Below are 19,365 nucleotides of genomic sequence, written 5' to 3'. Positions count from 1 at the left end.
CCTGCGATGCAGACACCTCGGTGTATCAGTTAGACCGAGGCGATGCTATCGCAGGCAAGCCAGCTCCCACACAAGCCAGCTCCCACATACAGCACCAGCAGATTTGCGGCGAGTCAGACACCGGTCCAGGCGCTGACAAACGCCGTGATATCTTCCTTGGCCGCCGTACGCGGCGGGTTCTGCGCGGTGCCCAGGTAGAGGAAGCCGATGACTTCTTCACCGGTCGTCAGCCCCAACCCCTTGGCCACATGCGCCGAATACGACAACTCCCCGGTCCGCCACACCGCACCAATGCCCTGGGCATACGCCGCCAGCAGAATGCCGTGGGCCGCACAGGCCGCCGCCAGCCGTTGCTCGGACTGCGGCACCTTGAAGTGGTCCTGCAGACGGGCAATCACCACCACCACCAACGGTGCGCGCAACGGGCCGTTCTGCGCCTTGTCGATCACCGCTTGCGGCGCCTCGGGGTCTTGCAGGAGGGCCGCTTCGGCCAGCAGGGTGCCCATCTGTTCGCGGGCCGCGCCTTCCACCGTCAGGAAGCGCCAAGGCCGCAGCTGGCCGTGGTCTGGCGCCCGCATGGCCGCCGCGAACAGCACTTCGCGCTGCTCGGCAGTAGGGGCCGGCTCCAGCAGGCGCGGCACGGAAACACGGTTAAGCAAAGCGTCGAGAGCCTGCATTGGCCACCTCCAGGAAAAATGTGCGGCCATTCTAGCGGGAATGGTCGGGATTGGAGCAAACGATAATTGCTCTTATTCAATCCGCCCCGCCCTGTTAGACTTTGCGCCTTGATTTTTTCCACCGTCGCTCGTCTTCCAGGATTACCGATGCTCCGTTTGCCGCTTCGCCTGTCTGTACTCTTGATGGCTGTGGGCCTGAGTGCCTGCGATGACACCCCGCCGCCGACGTTTACCCAGGCCGAGCCCGGTGAGGCCCGTTCGGGAGGCGGCACAACGGTGCGCAAGAGCGACCAGAATGCCTTTTCGCTGCCATCGGCCAACCTGGCACCGACCCGCCGCCTGGACTTCAGCGTCGGCAACAGCTTTTTCCGCAACCCCTGGGTGATCGCCCCGGCCACCACCACCGCCCGTGATGGGCTGGGACCGCTGTTCAACACCAACGCCTGCCAGAACTGCCATATCAAGGACGGTCGCGGTCACCCGCCCGTGCCTGAAGCCAGCAATGCGGTATCGATGCTGGTGCGTTTGTCGATCCCGGATTCGCCGCCCTATGCCAAGGTCATCGAACAGATTGGCGTGGTGCCCGAGCCGGTCTACGGCGGGCAACTGCAGGACATGGCCGTGCCCGGCGTGGTCCCGGAAGGCAAGGTGCGGGTCGACTACACCCCGGTCAACGTCACGTTCAAGGACGGCACAGTGGTCGAGTTGCGCAAGCCGACCCTGCAAATCACCCAGCTCGGCTACGGGCCGATGCACCCGGATACGCGGTTTTCCGCGCGCGTGGCCCCACCGATGATCGGCCTGGGCTTGCTCGAAGCCATCAGCGACGCGGACATCCTGCAAAACGCCAGCAAACGCCCGGATAAAAACGGCGTGCTCGGCCGCCCGAACTGGGTCTGGGATGATGCCCAGCAAAAAACCGTGCTCGGGCGCTTTGGCTGGAAGGCCGGGCAACCGAACCTCAATCAACAAAATATTCACGCGTTTTCTGGTGATATGGGCCTGACCACCCGCCTACGGCCGATGGACGACTGCACCGAGGCCCAGGTTGCCTGTAGGCAGGCGCCCAACGGCAATGGCGAAAATGGCGAGCAGGAAGTCAGCGATAACATCCTGCGCCTGGTGCTGTTCTACACCCGTAACCTGGCCGTACCCGCACGCCGTGATGTCAACGCGCAGCAGGTGCTGGCCGGCAAGAATCTGTTTTTCCAGGCTGGTTGCCAGGCGTGCCACACCCCCAAGTTCACCACCGCCGGCAATGCCGCCGAACCGGAACTGGCCAACCAGGTGATCCGTCCGTACAGCGACTTGCTGCTGCACGATATGGGCGAGGGCCTGGCCGATAACCGTACTGAATTCAAGGCCGGTGGCCGCGACTGGCGCACGCCGCCGTTGTGGGGCATTGGCCTGACGCAAAACGTCAGTGGCCACACCCAGTTCCTGCATGACGGCCGCGCCCGCAACCTGCTTGAAGCCGTGCTGTGGCACGGCGGTGAAGCCCAGGCGGCGCAACAACAGGTGTTGTCGTTTAACGCCGAGCAGCGCGCCGCGTTGCTCGCGTTCCTGAATTCTCTATAAGCTTTGCCCCAATTATTGAAGGGAGCTCGACATGTTCCGTCCCAAGTTGTTGTTCACCAGCCTGGCCGCCCTGGCCCTGGGCGCCTGCTCGCCGCAGGACCCGCAAGCAGTCACCTCGGCGGCCATCGCCAAGCAAGTGATCCTGCCGACCTACAGCCGCTGGGTCGAGGCTGACCGGCAATTGGCCGTCAGCGCCCTGGCCTATTGCCAAGGCAAGGAATCCCTGGAGACTGCCCGCGCCGACTTCCTCCATGCACAAAAAGCCTGGGCCGAGTTGCAACCGCTGCTGATCGGCCCGCTGGCCGAAGGCAATCGCGCCTGGCAGGTGCAGTTCTGGCCCGACAAGAAAAACCTCGTCGGCCGCCAGGTCGAGCAACTGGCCAGCGCCCAGCCGCAGATCGATGCCGCCGCCCTGGCCAAGTCCAGCGTGGTCGTGCAGGGCCTGTCGGCCTACGAATACATCCTGTATGACGCCAAGACCGATATCGCCAACGACGCCCAGAAAGCCCGCTACTGCCCGCTGCTGATTGCCATCGGCGAGCGCCAGAAACTGCTGGCCGAAGAGATTCTTACGAGCTGGAACAGCACCGACGGCATGCTTGCGCAGATGAGCAAGTTTCCTAACCAGCGCTACGCCGATTCCCACGAGGCCATCGCCGAGTTGCTGCGCGTGCAGGTCACGGCCCTGGACACCCTGAAGAAAAAGCTCGGCACACCGATGGGGCGCCTGTCCAAGGGTATCCCCCAGCCGTTCCAGGCCGATGCATGGCGCAGCCAGTCGTCCCTGCAAGGCTTGCGCGCCAGCCTCGCGGCGGCCCAGACCGTGTGGGTCGGGGTCGACAACAAGGGCCTGCGTGGCCTGCTGCCCGCCGACCAGAAGCCTTTGGCCGAGAAGATCGACGCCGCCTACGCCGCCGCCCTGAAGCTGTTCGACAGCAACCCGCGTTCGCTCAATGAACTGCTGGCCGACGACGCCGGGCGCGAGCAACTCAACGCACTCTACGACAGCCTCAACGTGGTCCACCGCCTGCACGAAGGCGAACTGGCCAAGGCGCTGGGCATCCAACTGGGCTTCAATGCCAACGACGGTGACTGATGATGCTCAGGCGACAGGCTTTGGCCATCGGCAGCGTGCTGCTCAGTGCAATCACCCTGGGTGGCTGGACGCTGTTCAAACGCAAGGGCGACAGCCCGCTGCTGCTGTCGGCCCGGGATGATGGCGATGGCAAGCACTACGCCGTGGGTTATCGCCTGGACGGCAGCCAGGTGTTCGCCACCCAGGTCGGCCAGCGCTGCCACGACATCATCAACCACCCGAGCCTGCCCATCGCCCTGTTCGTGGCCCGCCGCCCGGGCACCGAGAGCTATCTGGTGGACCTGCGCGACGGCACGCTGCTGCAAACCGTGACGTCCCAGGCCAACCGGCACTTCTATGGGCATGCGGTGATCCACAAGAGTGGCGACTGGCTGTATGCCACGGAAAACGACACCACCGACCCCGGTCGCGGCCTGTTGGGGGTGTATCGGTTTGAGGGTGAGCGCCTGGTGCACAGTGGCGAGATGTCCACCCACGGCATCGGCCCGCACCAGGTGTCGTGGATGCCGGATGGCGAGACCCTGATCGTGGCCAATGGTGGCATTCGCACCGAGGCCGAGAGCCGGGTCGAGATGAACCTCGACGCCATGGAACCCAGCCTGGTGTTGATGCAGCGTGACGGTACCCTGTTGAGCAAGGAAACCCTCGCCCAGCCGATGAACAGCGTGCGGCATATGGGGATCGCCAGCGATGGCACGATCCTCACCGGGCAACAGTTCATGGGGCCGTCCCAGGAGCGCTCCGAGCTGCTGGCGATCAAGCGTCCGGGGCAACCGTTCGTGGCGTTCCCGGTGGCGGACGAGCAGTTGCAGGCCATGGGGCACTACACCGCCAGCGTGGCCGTGCACAGCGAGCTACGCCTGGTGGCACTGACCGCGCCACGGGGTAACCGCTTTTTTATCTGGGACATGGACAGCGGCGAACTGCGCCTGGACGGGCCATTGCCCGACTGCGCCGGCGTGGGCGCGGTGGCGGACGGCTTTGTCGTGACCTCGGGCCAGGGCCGCTGCCGTTTCTACGATTGCCGGCAGCCCCAATGGGTGGCCAAGCCCCTGGATTTACCAGCCGGTTTTTGGGATAACCACCTGCATCTGATTTGACCTCACCCCCGCGCCACCTGATCGCTCCCGGCCAACGCCCGGGAGCGTCTTCTCCTGCCCCGCCAGCACCAGGCATTTCTCCTACGAAACATGTGAAAACGCCTCCCTACGGCGACCAACATTCTCACAGACACTCGCGAATTTACCCCTTATAGCACCCGCCTTTCTCGTGAAAACTGCGTGGCTCACCGGGCCAACGAGCGCGCCTGCCTGCTCGTCCATCGCCCCTCCCGCACGACATCGCCATCACAAGGAAGCCACTATGCCGGGTCGCCGGATGATTACCATGCTCAGCATCGTCCTGTTGGTCGTGCTGATGCTCGCCAGCTACAAGGCGTTCTGGGCTTACCAACAATTGCAACTTCTGCATGCGCCGAAGCCCCCCGTCAGCGTGGCGGTGTCCACGGTCCTCGAAAAGCCGTGGCAGCGCCAGTTGCCCGCAGCGGGCACGCTCAAGGCGTTGCAAGGTATCAACCTGAGTATTGAGGTGCCCGGCGTCGTCACCCAGTTGCACTTCGACTCGGGGCAAGAGGTCAAGGAAGGGCAAACCCTGCTGCAGCTCGAACACCAGACCGAGCAGGCTGAGTTGGAGGTGGCCCTGGCTGACCGGAGCCTGGCCCGGCAGAACTTTCAACGCGGCCGGGAACTGGTGGCGGTCAATGCCATTTCCAAAGGTGAGTTCGACCGGCTGTCCGCCGAGTTCAACCGCAACAATGCCGTCGTTGCACAACGCCGCACGACCCTGGAAAAAAAACGTATCGTCGCCCCGTTCAACGGCACCATTGGCATCCGCCAGGTCAACATCGGCGACTACCTGCAAAGCTCCACGGTGATCGCCAGCCTGCAGGATACCCATAGTCTCTACGTCGATTTCCATATCCCCGAGCAAGCCGTCCAACAGATCAAGATCGGCCAGTCCGTGCGCATTGAGGTCTCGGCGCGGCCTGGGCTTTTCAGTTTCGCCACGGTCAGTGCCATCAACTCCATCGTCGATGACAACACGCGCAATGTGTTGGTACGCGCCACCCTGACCAACCCGCCCGACGACATGCTCCCGGGCATGTTCGCCCACTTGCAGGTGATGCTGGCCGACCCGGGCGCGCACATCGTGGTCCAGGAAAGCGCAATTGCCTACAGCCCCTATGGCGAATACGTGTACGTCGTGGTGCCGCGCAAAAACAGCGAAGGCCGCGACGAACTGGATGGCGAGGGCATGCCGGTCCTGATCGCCGAACAACGCCTGGTCGAAACCGGCGAGCGACGCGACGGCGACATCGTGATTACCAAGGGCCTGGCCAAGGGCGAACAAATCATCACGGCCGGCCAGATCAAACTGCAAAACGGCACCCCGGTGCACATCAGCTTCGACAGGAATCAACCCGATGAGCGACCACTGGCGGCACAACGGGAGAACGCTGAATGACGTTCACCGACCTGTTTATCCGCCGTCCCGTGCTGGCCCTGGTCGTCAGCCTGCTGATCCTGCTGCTGGGGTGGCAAGCCTGGGGGCAATTGCCGCTGCGCCAGTTCCCCCAGATGGAAAATGCGCTGATTACGGTGACCACGCTCTCTCCGGGCTCCAGTGCCGAAACCGTCCAGAGCTATATCACACAACCCCTGCAGAAAAGCCTGGCAAGCGCGCAAGGCATCGACTACATGCGCTCCTCCAGCCGGCAGAATGTGTCCATTATCTCCATCTATGGCCGGGTCGGTGCCGACAGCGACCGTTTATTCACCGAACTGCTGGCCAAGACCAATGAAGTGAGGAACCAGCTTCCCAAGGAGATTGAGGACCCGGTCCTGAGCAAAGTCGCGGCGGATAACACCGCGCTGATGTATCTGAGTTTTTCCAGCGACACCCTGAGCAATGCGCAAATCACCGACTTCCTGCTCCGCGTGATCCAGCCTCGACTGGTGACACTGCCGGGCATGGCCGAGGCCCAGATCATCGGCAACCAAAGCTTTGCCATGCGTGTGTGGCTCGATCCGCTGAAACTCGCGGGGTTTGGTTTGAGCGCCAGCGATGTGACGCACGCCATCAAGCGCTACAACGTACAGTCCATTGCCGGCGATGCCACCGGTGAACTGGTGGTCACCAGTGTGACGGCCAATACCGAGCTGCAATCGGCCGAGGGCTTCCGGGCCATCACCTTGAAAATCGACGGTGACAGCCAGGTCCGCCTCGGTGATGTGGCGCGGGTGGAGTTGGGTTCGCAGAACTACGACAGCTTCAGTTCGTTCAATGGCCTGCCCGCGACCTATATCAGCATCAAACCGACCCCCGATGCCAACCCACTGGAATTGGGCAAGCGCGTACGCGAGCTGATGCCCCTGCTGCAAACACAGTTACCGCCCCACCTGCATGCGGATATCGCCTACGACTCGACGCTGTATATCAACGCCTCTATCGACCATGTGCTGTCGAGCCTGATGGAAGCCATCCTGATTGTGGTGTTGGTGGTGTTCTTGTTTCTGGGTTCGTTACGCGCGGTGGTGATTCCCGTCATCACCATTCCCTTGTCGCTGGTCGGCACGCTGTTTTTCATGCAACTGATGGGCTACTCCATCAACGTCCTGACGCTGCTGGCCATGGTCTTGGCCATTGGCCTGGTGGTCGATGACGCCATTGTGATGATGGAGAACATCCATCGGCATATCGAAAGAGGCAGGTCCCCCCTTGAAGCCGCGATCAAGGGGGCGCGGGAGGTGTGCATGCCGGTGATCTCCATGACCATCACCCTGGCGGCGGTGTATGCGCCGATCGGCTTCCTGCAAGGCTTGACCGGCGCACTGTTCAAGGAGTTCGCCCTGACCCTGGCCGGCGCCGTGGTGATTTCCGGCATCGTTGCCCTGACCCTGTCCCCTATGATGTGCGCCCTGTTGTTGCGCCCGGAACAACAGCCACAGGGCCTGCCGCTGCTCCTCGATCGCTTTTTCAATCATCTGAAGCACCGTTACCAGCGCCGCCTGCACCAGATCATGGAGGCGCAGTCGGTGGTCATCGTGTTCGCCCTGCTCATCCTTGGCCTGATCCCAGCCATGCTCACCTTCACCCTCTCGGAGCTGGCACCCGATGAAGACCAGGGCCTGATCTTTATCCTCGCCAACGCGCCGCAGCCGACCAACCTGGCCTACCTCAATCGCTACACCCAGGACTTTATCGAGCCGTTCAAGACCGTGCCCGAGTACCAGGCCTCCTTCCAGATCAATGGCCTCGATGGCGTGCACTCGGGGGTTGGCGGCTTTCAACTGCTGCCCTGGGACAAGCGCGAGCGCACACAAATGCAGGTGCTGGCGCAATTACGCGAGAAACTGGACAAGATCCCCGGCCTGCAGATTTTTGCCTTTAACCTGCCCTCTTTGCCGGGTACGGGCGAGGGCCTGCCTTTTGGCTTTGTCATCAGTTCCCAGCAAGACCACAAATCGATGCTGGGCGTGGCCGAGCGCGTCAAGCAACGGGCGATCGACTCCGGGAAATTTGCCTACGTGGATATCGACCTGGCGTTCGACCGACCCGAAGTGGTGATCGACATTGACCGGGTCAAGGCCGCACAAATAGGCGTGTCCATGGAGGACCTGAGCCTGACCCTGGCCACCCTGCTGGCGGAAACGGAAATCAACCGGTTCAGGATTGATGGCAACCTCTACAAAGTGATCGCCCAGGTCGAGCGCACCTACCGCGACAACCCGGACTGGCTGAGCCACTACAACGTAAAAAATGCCAAAGGCCAATTATTGCCCTTGTCGACGTTGATCACCGTCTCCAAGCAACAGGTACGACCGCGGCAGTTGAATCAATTCCAGCAGCTCAATTCGGTGCTGGTCTCGGCTTACCCGATTGTCGGCATGAGCAACGCACTTGAAACCCTGCAAACCATCGCCGAAGAAGAGGCACCGGCCGGCTACACCTTCGACTACAGCAACGCCACGCGCCAGTTTGTCCAGGAGGGCAATGCGCTCTGGGGCACGTTCGGCCTCGCCCTGGCGATCATCGGCCTGGTGCTGGCGGCCCAGTTTGAGAGCCTGCGTGACCCCCTGGTGATCCTGGTGACGGTGCCACTGTCGATCTGCGGCGCGTTGATTGCGTTGTTCCTCGGCTGGTCGACCCTGAACATCTACACACAAATCGGCCTGGTCACCTTGATCGGCCTGATCAGCAAGCACGGCATCCTGATCGTCGAGTTCGCCAACCAACTGCGCAAGGAACAGGGCCTGTCACCCCGTGTCGCCATCGAGGAAGCCGCCGCGATCCGCTTACGGCCGGTGCTGATGACCACCATCGCCACTGTGCTGGGGGTGATCCCCCTGGTGTTTTCCAGCGGGGCGGGCGCGGTCAGCCGCTTTGATATCGGCATGGTGATCGCCACCGGCATGTCGATCGGCACCTTGTTCACCTTGTTTGTCCTCCCGTCGGTGTATACGGCGCTGGCCAAACCTACACGCTGATACACGCCCCCAAGGAAAGGGCTGACACCCCTTTCCCACTCCTCCAAGCCCTTACAACCCGGGGGTTTGAGCCTGCCTGCCAACTGTGAAATTTACCAGTTGGAATCCCCCCGAAACTCGGAGTAATGTGCCGAATCGTTCGTCTTCGTCTGCCTCAGTTTTTTCCAAGGAACCGGAATATGCTGCGTCGTCGCATGCTGATCATGTTGGCCATTGTCCTGTTAATCGTCCTGCTGCTGGGAGGCTATAAGGCCTTTTCCATCTATCAGCAGATCCAGGTCTTTTCTGCGCCCAAACCGCCGATCAGCGTGGCGGTGGCCACGGCGGTCGAACACCCCTGGCAACAACGCCTGCCAGCGGTGGGCACGCTCAAGGCCTTGCAAGGGGTGAACCTGGCCCTGGAGATCGCCGGCACCGTCAAGGACGTGCAGTTCGAGTCCGGGCAGAAGGTCAAGGCCGGGCAACCTTTGGTGCAACTCGACAGCGCGGTGGAAGACGCCTTGCTGCATACGGCCCAGGCCGACCTGGGCCTGGCCCAGCTCGACTACGGGCGCGGCAGCCAACTGGTGGGCAGCCAGGCAATCTCCAGGGGCGAGTTCGACCGGCTCTCGGCGCAACTGCAAAAGCACAAAGCCACGGTCAACCAGCTCAAGGCGTCCCTGGCCAAGAAACACATCGTCGCGCCGTTCAGCGGCACCATCGGCATCCGTCAGGTGGATGTGGGCGACTACCTGGCCAGCGGCACGGTGATCGCCACCTTGCAGGACCTGAGCAGCCTGTACGTGGACTTCTATGTGCCCGAGCAATCGGTGCCCAAGCTGGCCATCGGCCAGGAGGTACAGGTGCACGTCTCGGCCTACCCCAAACAGACCTTCCCCGGCACCCTTAGCGCCATCAACCCCAAAGTCGAGAGCAGCACCCGTAACGTGCTGGTGCGGGCCACCCTGGCCAACCCGGACACTAAACTGCTACCGGGCATGTTCAGCAGCCTGCAAGTGCTGTTGCCCGATCCGCAAGCCCAGGTGGTGATACCGGAAAGTGCGATTACCTACACCCTCTACGGCAATTCGGCCTATGTGGTGGCGCAGAAAAAGGCCGCGGACGGCAGCCTTGAACAAGATGCCAGCGGCCAACCGATCCTGATCGCCGAACGGCGCTTTATCGAGACCGGCGAACGGCGCGACGGCCTAGTGCTGGTCACCCAGGGCCTGAGCCGTGGCGAGCAAGTGGTCAGCGCCGGGCAGATCAAGCTCGACACCGGTGCGCATATTGCCATCACTGCGGATAAAAACCTGCCGGCCACCCCTGGCCTGCCTCTGCGCAACGACGGTTCAAGGAACTGAGCCATGGCGTTTACCGACACGTTTATCCGCCGCCCGGTACTGGCCATGGTGGTCAGCCTGCTGATCGTGCTTCTGGGTTTGCAGGCCTACAGCAAACTGCCACTGCGCCAATACCCGTCCATGGAAAATGCCCTGATCACGGTGACCACCGCTTACCCCGGGGCCAATGCCGAGACGATCCAGGGCTACATCACACAGCCATTGCAGCAAAGCCTGGCGAGCGCCGAAGGCATCGACTACATGACCTCGGTCAGTCGCCAGAACTTCTCGGTGATTTCCATCTATGCACGGATCGGCGCCAACAGCGACCGCCTGTTCACCGAGCTGCTGGCCAAGGCCAACGAGGTCAAGAACAAGCTGCCCCTGGACGCTGAAGACCCGGTGTTGAGCAAGGAAGCCGCGGATGCCTCGGCGCTGATGTATATCAGCTTCTCCAGCCAGCAACTGAGCAACCCGCAGATCACCGACTACCTGTCGCGGGTGATCCAGCCCAAGCTGGCGACCCTGCCCGGCATGGCCGAGGCCGAGATCCTCGGCAACCAGGTGTTTGCCATGCGCCTGTGGCTGGACCCGGTCAAGCTTGCGGGCTTTGGCCTGAGCGCCAGCGACGTGACCGATGCCGTACGCCACTACAACTTCCTCTCCGCCGCCGGCGAGGTGAAGGGCGAATATGTGGTCACCAGCATCAACGCCAATACCGATCTGAAGACCGTCGAAGCCTTCGCCGCTATCACGGTGAAGACCGATGGCGACAGCCGGGTGCTGCTCGGCGATGTGGCCCGGGTGGAAATGGGCGCGGAAAACTACAACGCCATCAGCTCCTTTGGCGGCACGCCCTCGGTGTATATCGGCATCAAGGCCACCCCCAGCGCCAACCCGCTGGACGTGATCAAGGAAGTGCGCAAGCTGATGCCGGAGCTGGAATCCCAGTTGCCCCCCACTCTCAAGGCCGAAATTGCCTACGACGCCACGTTGTTTATCCAGGCCTCGATCAACGAAGTGATCAAGACCCTGTTTGAAGCAGTGCTGATCGTGATCGTCGTGGTGTTCCTGTTTCTCGGGGCGCTGCGCTCGGTGGTGATCCCGGTGGTCACCATCCCGCTGTCGATGATTGGCGTGCTGTTTTTCATGCAACTGATGGGCTACTCCATCAACCTGTTGACGCTGCTGGCGATGGTGCTGGCCATCGGCCTGGTGGTCGACGATGCCATTGTGGTGGTGGAGAACATCCACCGCCATATCGAAGACGGCAAGACGCCACTGGACGCAGCGCTGGAAGGTGCGCGGGAGATTGCCGTGCCGGTGGTGTCGATGACCATCACCCTGGCGGCGGTCTACGCGCCCATCGGCTTTCTTGAGGGGCTGACCGGGGCATTGTTCAAGGAGTTCGCCCTGACCCTGGCCGGGGCGGTGGTGATTTCCGGCATCGTTGCCCTGACCCTGTCCCCGATGATGTGTGCCCTGCTGTTGCGCCACGACGAAAACCCCACGGGCCTGGCCCATCGCCTGGACCTGATCTTCGAGGGCCTCAAGCGCCGCTACCAGAGCCTGCTGCACGGCACCCTGGACACCCGGCCGGTGGTGATTGTATTTGCCTTGATCGTGCTGTGCCTGATCCCGGTGTTCCTCAAGTTCACCCAGTCGCAACTGGCCCCGGACGAAGACCAGGGCATCATCTTCATGATGGCCAGCGCGCCGCAGCCGACCAACCTGGACTACCTGAACACCTACACCGATGAGTTCATCACGATCTTCAAGGACTTCCCGGAGTACTACTCCTCATTCCAGATCAATGGGTTCAACGGGGTGCAGTCGGGTATCGGCGGCTTCCTGCTCAAACCGTGGAACGAGCGCGACCGCACGCAGATGCAGATCCTGCCCGAGGTGCAGAAACGCCTGGAGCAGATTCCCGGCTTGCAGGTGTTCGGCTTCAACCTGCCGTCGCTGCCGGGCACCGGCGAAGGCCTGCCCTTCGGGTTTGTGATCAATACGCCGAATGACTATGAGTCATTGCTACAAGTGGCCACCCGCGTGAAGAAACGCGCCATGGAGTCGGGCAAGTTCGCCTTTGTGGATATCGACCTGGCGTTCGACAAGCCCGAGGTGGTGGTGGATATCGACCGCGCCAAGGCAGCGCAGATGGGGGTGTCGATGCAAGACCTGGGCAGCACCCTGGCGACCTTGCTGGCGGAGGCGCAGATCAACCGGTTCACCCTTGATGGCCGCAGCTACAAGGTAATCGCCCAGGTCGAACGGGCCTACCGCGACAACCCCGAGTGGCTGAACAATTACTACGTGAAAAACACCCGGGGCGAACTGTTGCCGCTGTCGACCCTGATCAGCGTCAGCGACCGCGCACGGCCGCGCCAGCTGAACCAGTTCCAGCAACTCAACTCGGCACTGATCTCGGGTTTCCCGATTGTCAGCATGGGCGAGGCCATCGACACCGTGCGCCAGATCGCCCTCGAAGAAACCCCGGCCGGCTACGCCTTTGACTACAGCGGCGCGTCGCGCCAGTTCATCCAGGAAGGCAGCGCGCTGTGGGTCACCTTTGGCCTGGCGCTGGCAATCATCTTCCTGGTGCTGGCGGCGCAGTTCGAGAGCTTCCGTGACCCGCTGGTGATCCTGGTGACGGTGCCGCTGTCGATCTGCGGGGCGTTGATCCCGCTGTTCCTCGGCTGGTCGAGCATGAATATCTACACCCAGGTGGGGTTGGTGACGTTGATCGGGCTGATCAGCAAGCATGGGATCCTGATCGTCGAATTTGCCAACCAGTTGCGCAAGGACAAAGGCCTGACGCCCCGTGAAGCGGTGGAAGAGGCAGCGGCGATTCGCCTGCGCCCGGTCTTGATGACCACGGCGGCGATGGTGTTTGGGATGGTGCCGTTGATCCTGGCCACGGGGGCGGGGGCGGTCAGTCGGTTTGATATCGGGATGGTGATTGCTACGGGGATGTCTGTGGGGACGTTGTTTACTTTGTTTGTGTTGCCGTGTGTTTATACGTTGTTGGCCAAGCCTGATCCCTTGGCTGATTGAGGACATATCCATTTCTGCGGTAATGGCGGCGAATGCAGCTTCGCGCTCCGCTTCTGCTGTTGCTCTGTTTTAGCCGCCACCCGGGCAAAGCACGCAGCAACACGCAAAAAACAAAAGGCCCCGCGCTGCGGGGCCTTTTACAGGGGCGTCAATCTATTCAACTCGCAGGCCTCATGCCCTGGGACATCCCAAACATAAACAGCAAAAGCTGATGATCAGGTTGTGTAACCCCAGCAGTCTTGGCGATACGCGGCAGCGGGCATTGCCCACCACTGTGCTCTGCGCTGAGGACTTCTGTGCGGGGCTGCTCCCAGGCAGCCAGGGCCAGGGAAGCGATGCCCAAGGCCCCCAACAGAAACAAACCTCGTGCTATTTCTAGCTTCATTAGGTTAAACCCTTGATAGCGCTGCCAAACGCCGTTTCGTAAAAGTAGCTGAGTTTTTGCCAGTCGGTGGCATTCCACGACGAATGGCGACGCAATTGCTGCATGTCATGGGCAGCGGCCCGGCGGGCGGTCAAACGTTGGCGGCACTTTTCAAGATCCAGCAGCGCCACGTCGACCGTCGCACCCTCACCCGCCCCGCTGACCCGCACGAAAATATGCTTGCTGTACAGGCAGCCATGCTGCCAGCGCCCCTTGTGCATCCGCGCCAGGGTTTGCGCCAATTCATCGAGCAGGCGCTCATGCGCCAGCTCCCCGCATTGCTCGCGGCCACCGGCGGCGTACCAGCTGTCGATGTCCGTAAAACCCTCCAATGCCGCCGTCACCAGCAAGGCCGTCCACTGCTGGTCCCGATCGCGACGGGCACCACAAAACACCAGTTCCGGGACGCCCACATCCAGCAAGCGCAGGCCCCTGAGCGCATCACGCTCGCGCAGTACCGTAGGCCGCCCAAAGGGATGCAGCCAACTGCGGTAGGTATGGCCGGTCTGGCGCTTGCTGTAGAGCAGGCGCCCCTGGGTACCGATCACTCGCTGTACGCCGCTTTCGCCACCCCGCCGTCGATTGGGTTCCTCGACCCATTCGCCCTGCTGTTGCCAGAAATAATCGAACCGCTCTTCGGGAGCTACGTGACTGCCTGCTACGCACTCAACTGCCATCCTGTTACCTCTTGCGCAATACATACACACGCCACATGGCGTACAGCGGTATGAAGTCCAAATACTCCTGGACGCGGAAACCAGCTTGCTCAAACTCAGCCTCAACAGTAGCAGCCGGTAACACAAATCGATTTCGGTAACTGTCCTGCTCACTTTTTTGGCGGCGCTGCTCTTCCAGGCGCTTGCGTTTCCAGGCCTTGAAATTGCCATCCACCCACAACGAGACAATCACGCTATCGCGGGTAACTCGTTGAAATTCCTTCAATATCGCCATGCGGTGCGCAGGCTCGCCGATGTGGTGCAACAGGCGCATGCAGAAAATGCTGTCCACGGCGTTATCTGGCAAATCGATATCAAAGGCAGATGTCTGCAAGGGCCGTACCTGCTTGACCACCTCGGCCGGCTGCGCACCCATGGCGATGTTGAGCATGGACTCGGAATTGTCCGCACCGATAATGATCCGGTTGGGCTTTTCGGCCAGCAACGGCCAGAAACGCCCGGCCCCGCACGGCAGGTCCAATACCAGGCCAGGCTCACCGGCCATCGCCAGCGCACCACGGGCCAATTGTTCATCACGTTTGTGAGACAGACGGCGCGACAGGGTGTCCTGATGTTTAAGCAAATATTCCTGAGCGTGCTGGTCGTCGTACTTTGCGGAAAATTCAAGCTTGATTGGGGTAGCCATCAACAGCTCTCCTGGACTGATGCCGACAACCTTAAGCAGTCGTGCGTCATCCGCAGGTCAACCCTTTGTGAAAAAAACGTCCCGTCTAATCCTAAAGAATTACAAAGTTTTACAGGGAAAAAGCATGGCATAAAGCCATTTGCCCCCGAGAACAGGGGCAGGCAAGGGGTCAGGTTTTGATCGGGTTCAATTCAACCTGGAAGCGGCAACCACTGGGCTCCATGGTGCTGAGGCTGACCACCCAGCCCTGGCTCTCGCAGATGCGCTGGACCAGCGACAAACCCAGGCCCAGGCCGTCACCGCGTTTTTCGTTACCGCGCACAAACGGCTCGAACATGGCCTCGCGCTTGTCTTCGGGAATCCCCACGCCGCTGTCTTCCACCACAAAACCGGTGGGTTCCAGGGTCAGGCGAATAAACCCCTGCTCGGTGTAATGCAGGGCATTGCGCAATAGATTGCCCATGACCGCATGCAGGAAGGTGGCGTTGTAGCGGGTGTCGAGTGGGTTGCCCGGTTGGTAGAACAACTCGATGCCCTTGCGCTCGATGGGGTCGCGCCAGATCCCCAGCAAGCCCTCCGCGACCTCGGTCAGGCTGATCTGAGGCGACATTGTGGTGTCATCATGCTGGGCACGGGCCAGCATCAGGAAGGTCTGCACCAGCTCGCGCATTTCTTCGCAGGCCCGGGCGATACGCTCAACCTGTTTGCGCCCCCGTGAATCAATCGCCGGGTTCTCCAGCAACAATTCGCAGGAACTGGCCAGCACCATCAAGGGGGTGCGCAGTTCATGGCTCACATCGCTGGTGAACAAGCGCTCACGGGTCAGCGCCTGGCGCAGGCGGCCAAGGGTGGCGTCGAAGGCCACTGCCAACTCGCCCACTTCGTCGGCCGCGTAGTCCGGGGCCAGCGGTGGGGCCAGGCCCAATAGCTGGTCGCGATGGCGCACCTGGCGCGCCAGGCGTACGACCGGTGCCATCACCTTGCGGGCCAGAACCCAGCCGAGGAATACCGCCAGCGCCAGGCTGAGGACAAACCCCACCAGCACCACCGCAAACAGTACGCGCTCGCGCTCTTCAAAATCACTCTGGTCTTGCAGCAGGACATACCGACGGCCGTCGACGATTTCGACCATGGCATGGTAGGAAAGCGCATCGCGAAACACTTCATGAAAGCCGGCGTCCAGATGCCGCAAGTCCTTGGGCAGTTGAAAATCCCCACGCCCGCCGCTGAAGTAGAACAACTGGTCCGGCTCAGGGCGGTGGCGCCAGTCCTCGACGCTGTCCATCAACAGCAGGCGTTGCAGGTCGCCGCCCAGGCCCGCTGAAATCAGTTTTTCTTCCACCAGGTGCACCGTGGCCACGATGCCCATGGCGAAGGCTCCCGCCACCAGCGCGCTCATCAGCGCAAAGGCGATGATGATCCGCTGGGCAAGGCTTTGCCTAAACTCCATCACGGCCCTCTGCCAGGCGGTAGCCCACACCATGCACGGTTTGCAGCAACGGTTTGGCGAAAGGCTTGTCGATCACCTGGCGCAATTGGTGGACATGGCTGCGCAGGCTGTCGCTGTCCGGGCAGTCATCGCCCCACAGGGCCTCTTCAAGCACTTCGCGGCGCAGGACATGCGGGCTTTTTTGCATCAACACCGCAAGCAGTTTCAGGCCGACCGGGTTGAGCTTGAGCAGACGTCCTTCGCGGGTCACTTCCAGGGTGTCGAGGTCGTAGGACAGGTCGCCGACCTGCAGCTCCCGCCGACCGCCACCCTGGGCACGACGCAGTACCGCTTCGATGCGCGCAGCCAGCTCCGACAGGGCAAACGGCTTGAGCAGGTAGTCGTCGGCACCCGATTTGAAGCCTTGCAGACGGTCGTCCAATTGATCGCGGGCGGTGAGCATGATCACCGGCGTATCGCGGCGCGCGTCTTCACGCAGGCGTTTGCACAGGGTGTAGCCATCAATCCCGGGCAACATGATATCGAGCACGATCAGGTCGTAATGCTCGGTGGCGGCCAGGTGCAGGCCTGACAAGCCGTCCTGCGCACAGTCTACGGTGTAGCCCTTGAGCCCCAGGTAATCGGCCAGGTTGGCCAGAATATCGCGGTTGTCTTCAACCAATAAAATTCGCATGGGCAGTGTCTCCGTACGCGGTAGCGGCCGTGTTGGCTCGCGCAGCTTAAGGCCAAGCCGGGCTTACCGCTAGGCCTGACAGGCTAACCTATTACTCTTTTCAACTGATTGCCTGGCGTAACGAGTTTTTCACTATCGGTTCACAGCTTGACTACAGTACCCGAGTGAAAATCGCCCCCCATTGATATAAGGAAGTTAGATATGGGTTTTATCAAAACTGCGCCAATGCGCTATTTGCTGTTGGTGACCGGCACCTGGCTGGTCATTTTTCTGTTGACCCGCAGCGTCTTGCTCGTCACCCACCTGGATGAAGTCAGCGGTAACCTGCTGCCGGTGTTCGGTGTAGGCCTGCTCTACGACCTGGGCTTCCTGGCCTATGCCGCACTACCCCTGGGCCTGTACCTGCTGCTGTGCCCGCCCGCGTTATGGCGGCGGCGTGGCCATCGCTGGTTCCTGCAAGGGGTACTGACCGTCAGCCTGTTCGCCATGCTGTTCACCTCAGTGGCCGAATGGTTGTTCTGGGATGAGTTCGGGGTGCGCTTCAACTTTATCGCCGTCGATTACCTGGTGTATTCCGACGAGGTACTGAACAACCTGCTGGAGTCCTACCCCATCGGCAAACTGTTGAGCCTGTTGGCGGTGCTGGCGATTGTCTTGAGCCTGGCCTTGCGCAAACTGTTCAACGCAGCCCTCGACTCGCCCCTGCCGGCCATGCGTGGGCGCTTGCTCAATGCCTTGGGACTGCTGGTGGTTGCCGGCCTGAGCCTGCAAATGATCAGCCAGGACAGCCCGCGCACCCAGGGTGGCAACGCCTATAACAACGAGTTGGCCAGCAATGGCCCATACCAGTTCTTCGCGGCGTTCCGTAACAACGAACTGGACTACAGCCAGTTCTACAAAAGCCTGCCGAGCGATACCGTGGCCCGCCAGCTACGCGCGGAGCTGAGCGAGCCCAATGCGCGCTTCATCGGCAGCGACCCGCTGGATATCCGCCGCACCATCGATAACCCCGGCACCCTGCGCAAACCCAATATAGTGCTGGTGACCCTCGAAAGCTTCAGCGCCAAATACATGGGCAGCAATGGGGATGCACGCAACCTGACGCCCAACCTCGACGCACTGCGCAAGCAGAGCCTGTACTTCAACAACTTCTACGCCACCGGCACCCGTACCGACCGCGGTCTGGAAGCCATTACCCTGGCCATCCCGCCCACACCGGGGCGCTCCATCGTCAAGCGCATTGGCCGGGAAAGCGGCTTTGCCAGCCTGGGCCAGCAGCTCAAGGGCATCGGCTATGACAGCGTGTTTGTGTATGGCGGCCGCGGCTACTTCGACAATATGAATGCGTTTTTCAGCGGCAACGGTTACCGGGTGGTCGACCAGAGCAGTGTCGCCGAATCCGACATCAGTTTTAAGAACGCCTGGGGCATGGCCGATGAAGACCTGTACAACCAGACCCTGAAACTGGCGGATGCCGACTACGCCAAACAACAACCGTTCCTGCTGCAGCTGATGACCACGTCCAACCACCGCCCCTACACTTACCCGGATGGCAGGATCGATATCAAGTCCGGCAATGGTCGCGACGGTGCGGTGAAATACACCGACTACGCCATCGGCCAGTTCCTGCAGGCTGCGCGCCAAAAACCGTGGTTTGACAATACGATCTTCGTGTTTGTCGCCGACCACACCGCCGGCAGCGCGGGCAAGGAAGACTTGCCCATCGCCAACTACCAGATTCCGTTGTTTATCTATGCGCCGAAATTGATCAAGGCCCGGGAAAGCGCGCAACTGGCCAGCCAGATCGACCTCGCCCCGACACTTCTGGGCCTGCTGAACCTGAGCTATGAATCGACGTTTTTCGGGCGCAACCTGTTGCAGGACAACCCGCTGCCACCGCGCGTGGTGGTCGGCAACTATCAGCACCTGGGCCTGTTTGATGGCACCAACCTGGCAATCCTCAGCCCGCGCCAAGGCCTGCGTCGCCATGACCAGGCCTTGGGTGCAAGCCAAGAGTCCCGGGTTGACAGCAATGACCCGTTGATCCAGCGCGCGATCACTTACTACCAAACGGCCAGTTATGACTTCAAGCACCACCTGCTGAGCTGGAAAGCCCCGAAAGACCCGGCCCTCAACTGAGCCAACAGTGCCCCGATAAGCGCCCATGAAAAAGCCCCGCC

At 61.4% G+C, this 19,365-nt stretch carries 14 protein-coding genes; 8 read left to right on the top strand and 6 right to left on the bottom strand.

The window, feature by feature from the left end:
* Nucleotides 1-113: 113 nt before the first annotated feature.
* On the bottom strand, nucleotides 114-677 hold the full coding sequence (locus tag BLL38_RS06795) for a nitroreductase family protein (protein ID WP_076961858.1): 564 nt from the start codon (nucleotides 675-677) through the stop codon (nucleotides 114-116).
* Nucleotides 678-824: 147 nt separating this feature from the next.
* Between BLL38_RS06795 and BLL38_RS06790 the strand changes: the two genes are divergently transcribed.
* The 7 genes from BLL38_RS06790 (at nucleotide 825) to BLL38_RS06760 (ending at nucleotide 13,276) form a co-directional block, all read left to right on the top strand.
* Nucleotides 825-2,255: a di-heme oxidoreductase family protein gene (locus BLL38_RS06790; RefSeq protein WP_076961857.1), complete on the top strand. Its 1,431-nt coding sequence runs from the start codon at nucleotides 825-827 to the stop codon at nucleotides 2,253-2,255.
* Between the two features lie 31 nt (nucleotides 2,256-2,286).
* Nucleotides 2,287-3,351 carry an imelysin family protein gene (locus tag BLL38_RS06785; RefSeq protein ID WP_076961856.1) on the top strand — a complete coding sequence of 355 codons (1,065 nt, stop codon included), beginning with the start codon at nucleotides 2,287-2,289 and terminating at the stop codon, nucleotides 3,349-3,351.
* Between the two features lie 2 nt (nucleotides 3,352-3,353).
* The gene (locus tag BLL38_RS06780) at nucleotides 3,354-4,451 is read left to right on the top strand and encodes a DUF1513 domain-containing protein (RefSeq protein ID WP_076961855.1); all 1,098 of its coding nucleotides are present in this window, start codon (nucleotides 3,354-3,356) and stop codon (nucleotides 4,449-4,451) included.
* A 262-nt stretch (nucleotides 4,452-4,713) separates the two neighbouring features.
* Complete coding sequence (locus BLL38_RS06775; RefSeq protein ID WP_076961854.1) at nucleotides 4,714-5,874, top strand: efflux RND transporter periplasmic adaptor subunit; 1,161 nt, start codon at nucleotides 4,714-4,716, stop codon at nucleotides 5,872-5,874.
* Entirely contained in the window at nucleotides 5,871-8,897 is a 3,027-nt protein-coding gene (locus tag BLL38_RS06770; protein WP_076961853.1) for a multidrug efflux RND transporter permease subunit, read from the top strand. The genes BLL38_RS06775 and BLL38_RS06770 overlap by 4 nt, the downstream gene beginning before the upstream one ends.
* 179 nt (nucleotides 8,898-9,076) lie before the next feature.
* Complete coding sequence (locus BLL38_RS06765; RefSeq protein ID WP_076961852.1) at nucleotides 9,077-10,240, top strand: efflux RND transporter periplasmic adaptor subunit; 1,164 nt, start codon at nucleotides 9,077-9,079, stop codon at nucleotides 10,238-10,240.
* Between the two features lie 3 nt (nucleotides 10,241-10,243).
* A complete protein-coding gene (locus BLL38_RS06760; RefSeq protein ID WP_076961851.1) occupies nucleotides 10,244-13,276 on the top strand; it encodes a multidrug efflux RND transporter permease subunit in 3,033 nt (1,010 codons plus the stop codon).
* Between the two features lie 157 nt (nucleotides 13,277-13,433).
* On the opposite strand, the gene BLL38_RS31375 is transcribed toward BLL38_RS06760, so the two are convergent.
* The 5 genes from BLL38_RS31375 to colR form a co-directional block, all read right to left on the bottom strand.
* Nucleotides 13,434-13,661 carry a hypothetical protein gene (locus BLL38_RS31375; RefSeq protein WP_076961850.1) on the bottom strand — a complete coding sequence of 76 codons (228 nt, stop codon included), beginning with the start codon at nucleotides 13,659-13,661 and terminating at the stop codon, nucleotides 13,434-13,436.
* Nucleotides 13,661-14,377, bottom strand: a complete 717-nt coding sequence (locus BLL38_RS06750; protein ID WP_076961849.1) for a lipopolysaccharide kinase InaA family protein — start codon at nucleotides 14,375-14,377, stop codon at nucleotides 13,661-13,663. Before BLL38_RS06750 ends, BLL38_RS31375 begins: the two co-directional genes overlap by 1 nt.
* A gap of 4 nt (nucleotides 14,378-14,381) precedes the next feature.
* On the bottom strand, nucleotides 14,382-15,062 hold the full coding sequence (locus BLL38_RS06745) for a class I SAM-dependent methyltransferase (RefSeq protein ID WP_076961848.1): 681 nt from the start codon (nucleotides 15,060-15,062) through the stop codon (nucleotides 14,382-14,384).
* A 169-nt stretch (nucleotides 15,063-15,231) separates the two neighbouring features.
* On the bottom strand, nucleotides 15,232-16,512 hold the full coding sequence (locus tag BLL38_RS06740; RefSeq protein WP_076961847.1) for a sensor histidine kinase: 1,281 nt from the start codon (nucleotides 16,510-16,512) through the stop codon (nucleotides 15,232-15,234).
* The gene (gene colR / locus BLL38_RS06735; protein ID WP_029295378.1) at nucleotides 16,502-17,185 is read right to left on the bottom strand and encodes a two-component system response regulator ColR; all 684 of its coding nucleotides are present in this window, start codon (nucleotides 17,183-17,185) and stop codon (nucleotides 16,502-16,504) included. Before colR ends, BLL38_RS06740 begins: the two co-directional genes overlap by 11 nt.
* A 201-nt stretch (nucleotides 17,186-17,386) precedes the next feature.
* Here colR and BLL38_RS06730 point away from each other — a divergent pair, with 201 nt between their 5' ends.
* Nucleotides 17,387-19,324, top strand: a complete 1,938-nt coding sequence (locus BLL38_RS06730) for an LTA synthase family protein (RefSeq protein ID WP_076961846.1) — start codon at nucleotides 17,387-17,389, stop codon at nucleotides 19,322-19,324.
* The last annotated feature ends 41 nt before the right edge of the window (nucleotides 19,325-19,365 follow it).

Origin of the sequence: Pseudomonas gessardii (assembly GCF_001983165.1) — a bacterium.
Taxonomy (GTDB): domain Bacteria; phylum Pseudomonadota; class Gammaproteobacteria; order Pseudomonadales; family Pseudomonadaceae; genus Aquipseudomonas; species Aquipseudomonas gessardii.
This window is presented reverse-complemented; position numbering and strand designations above follow the sequence as displayed.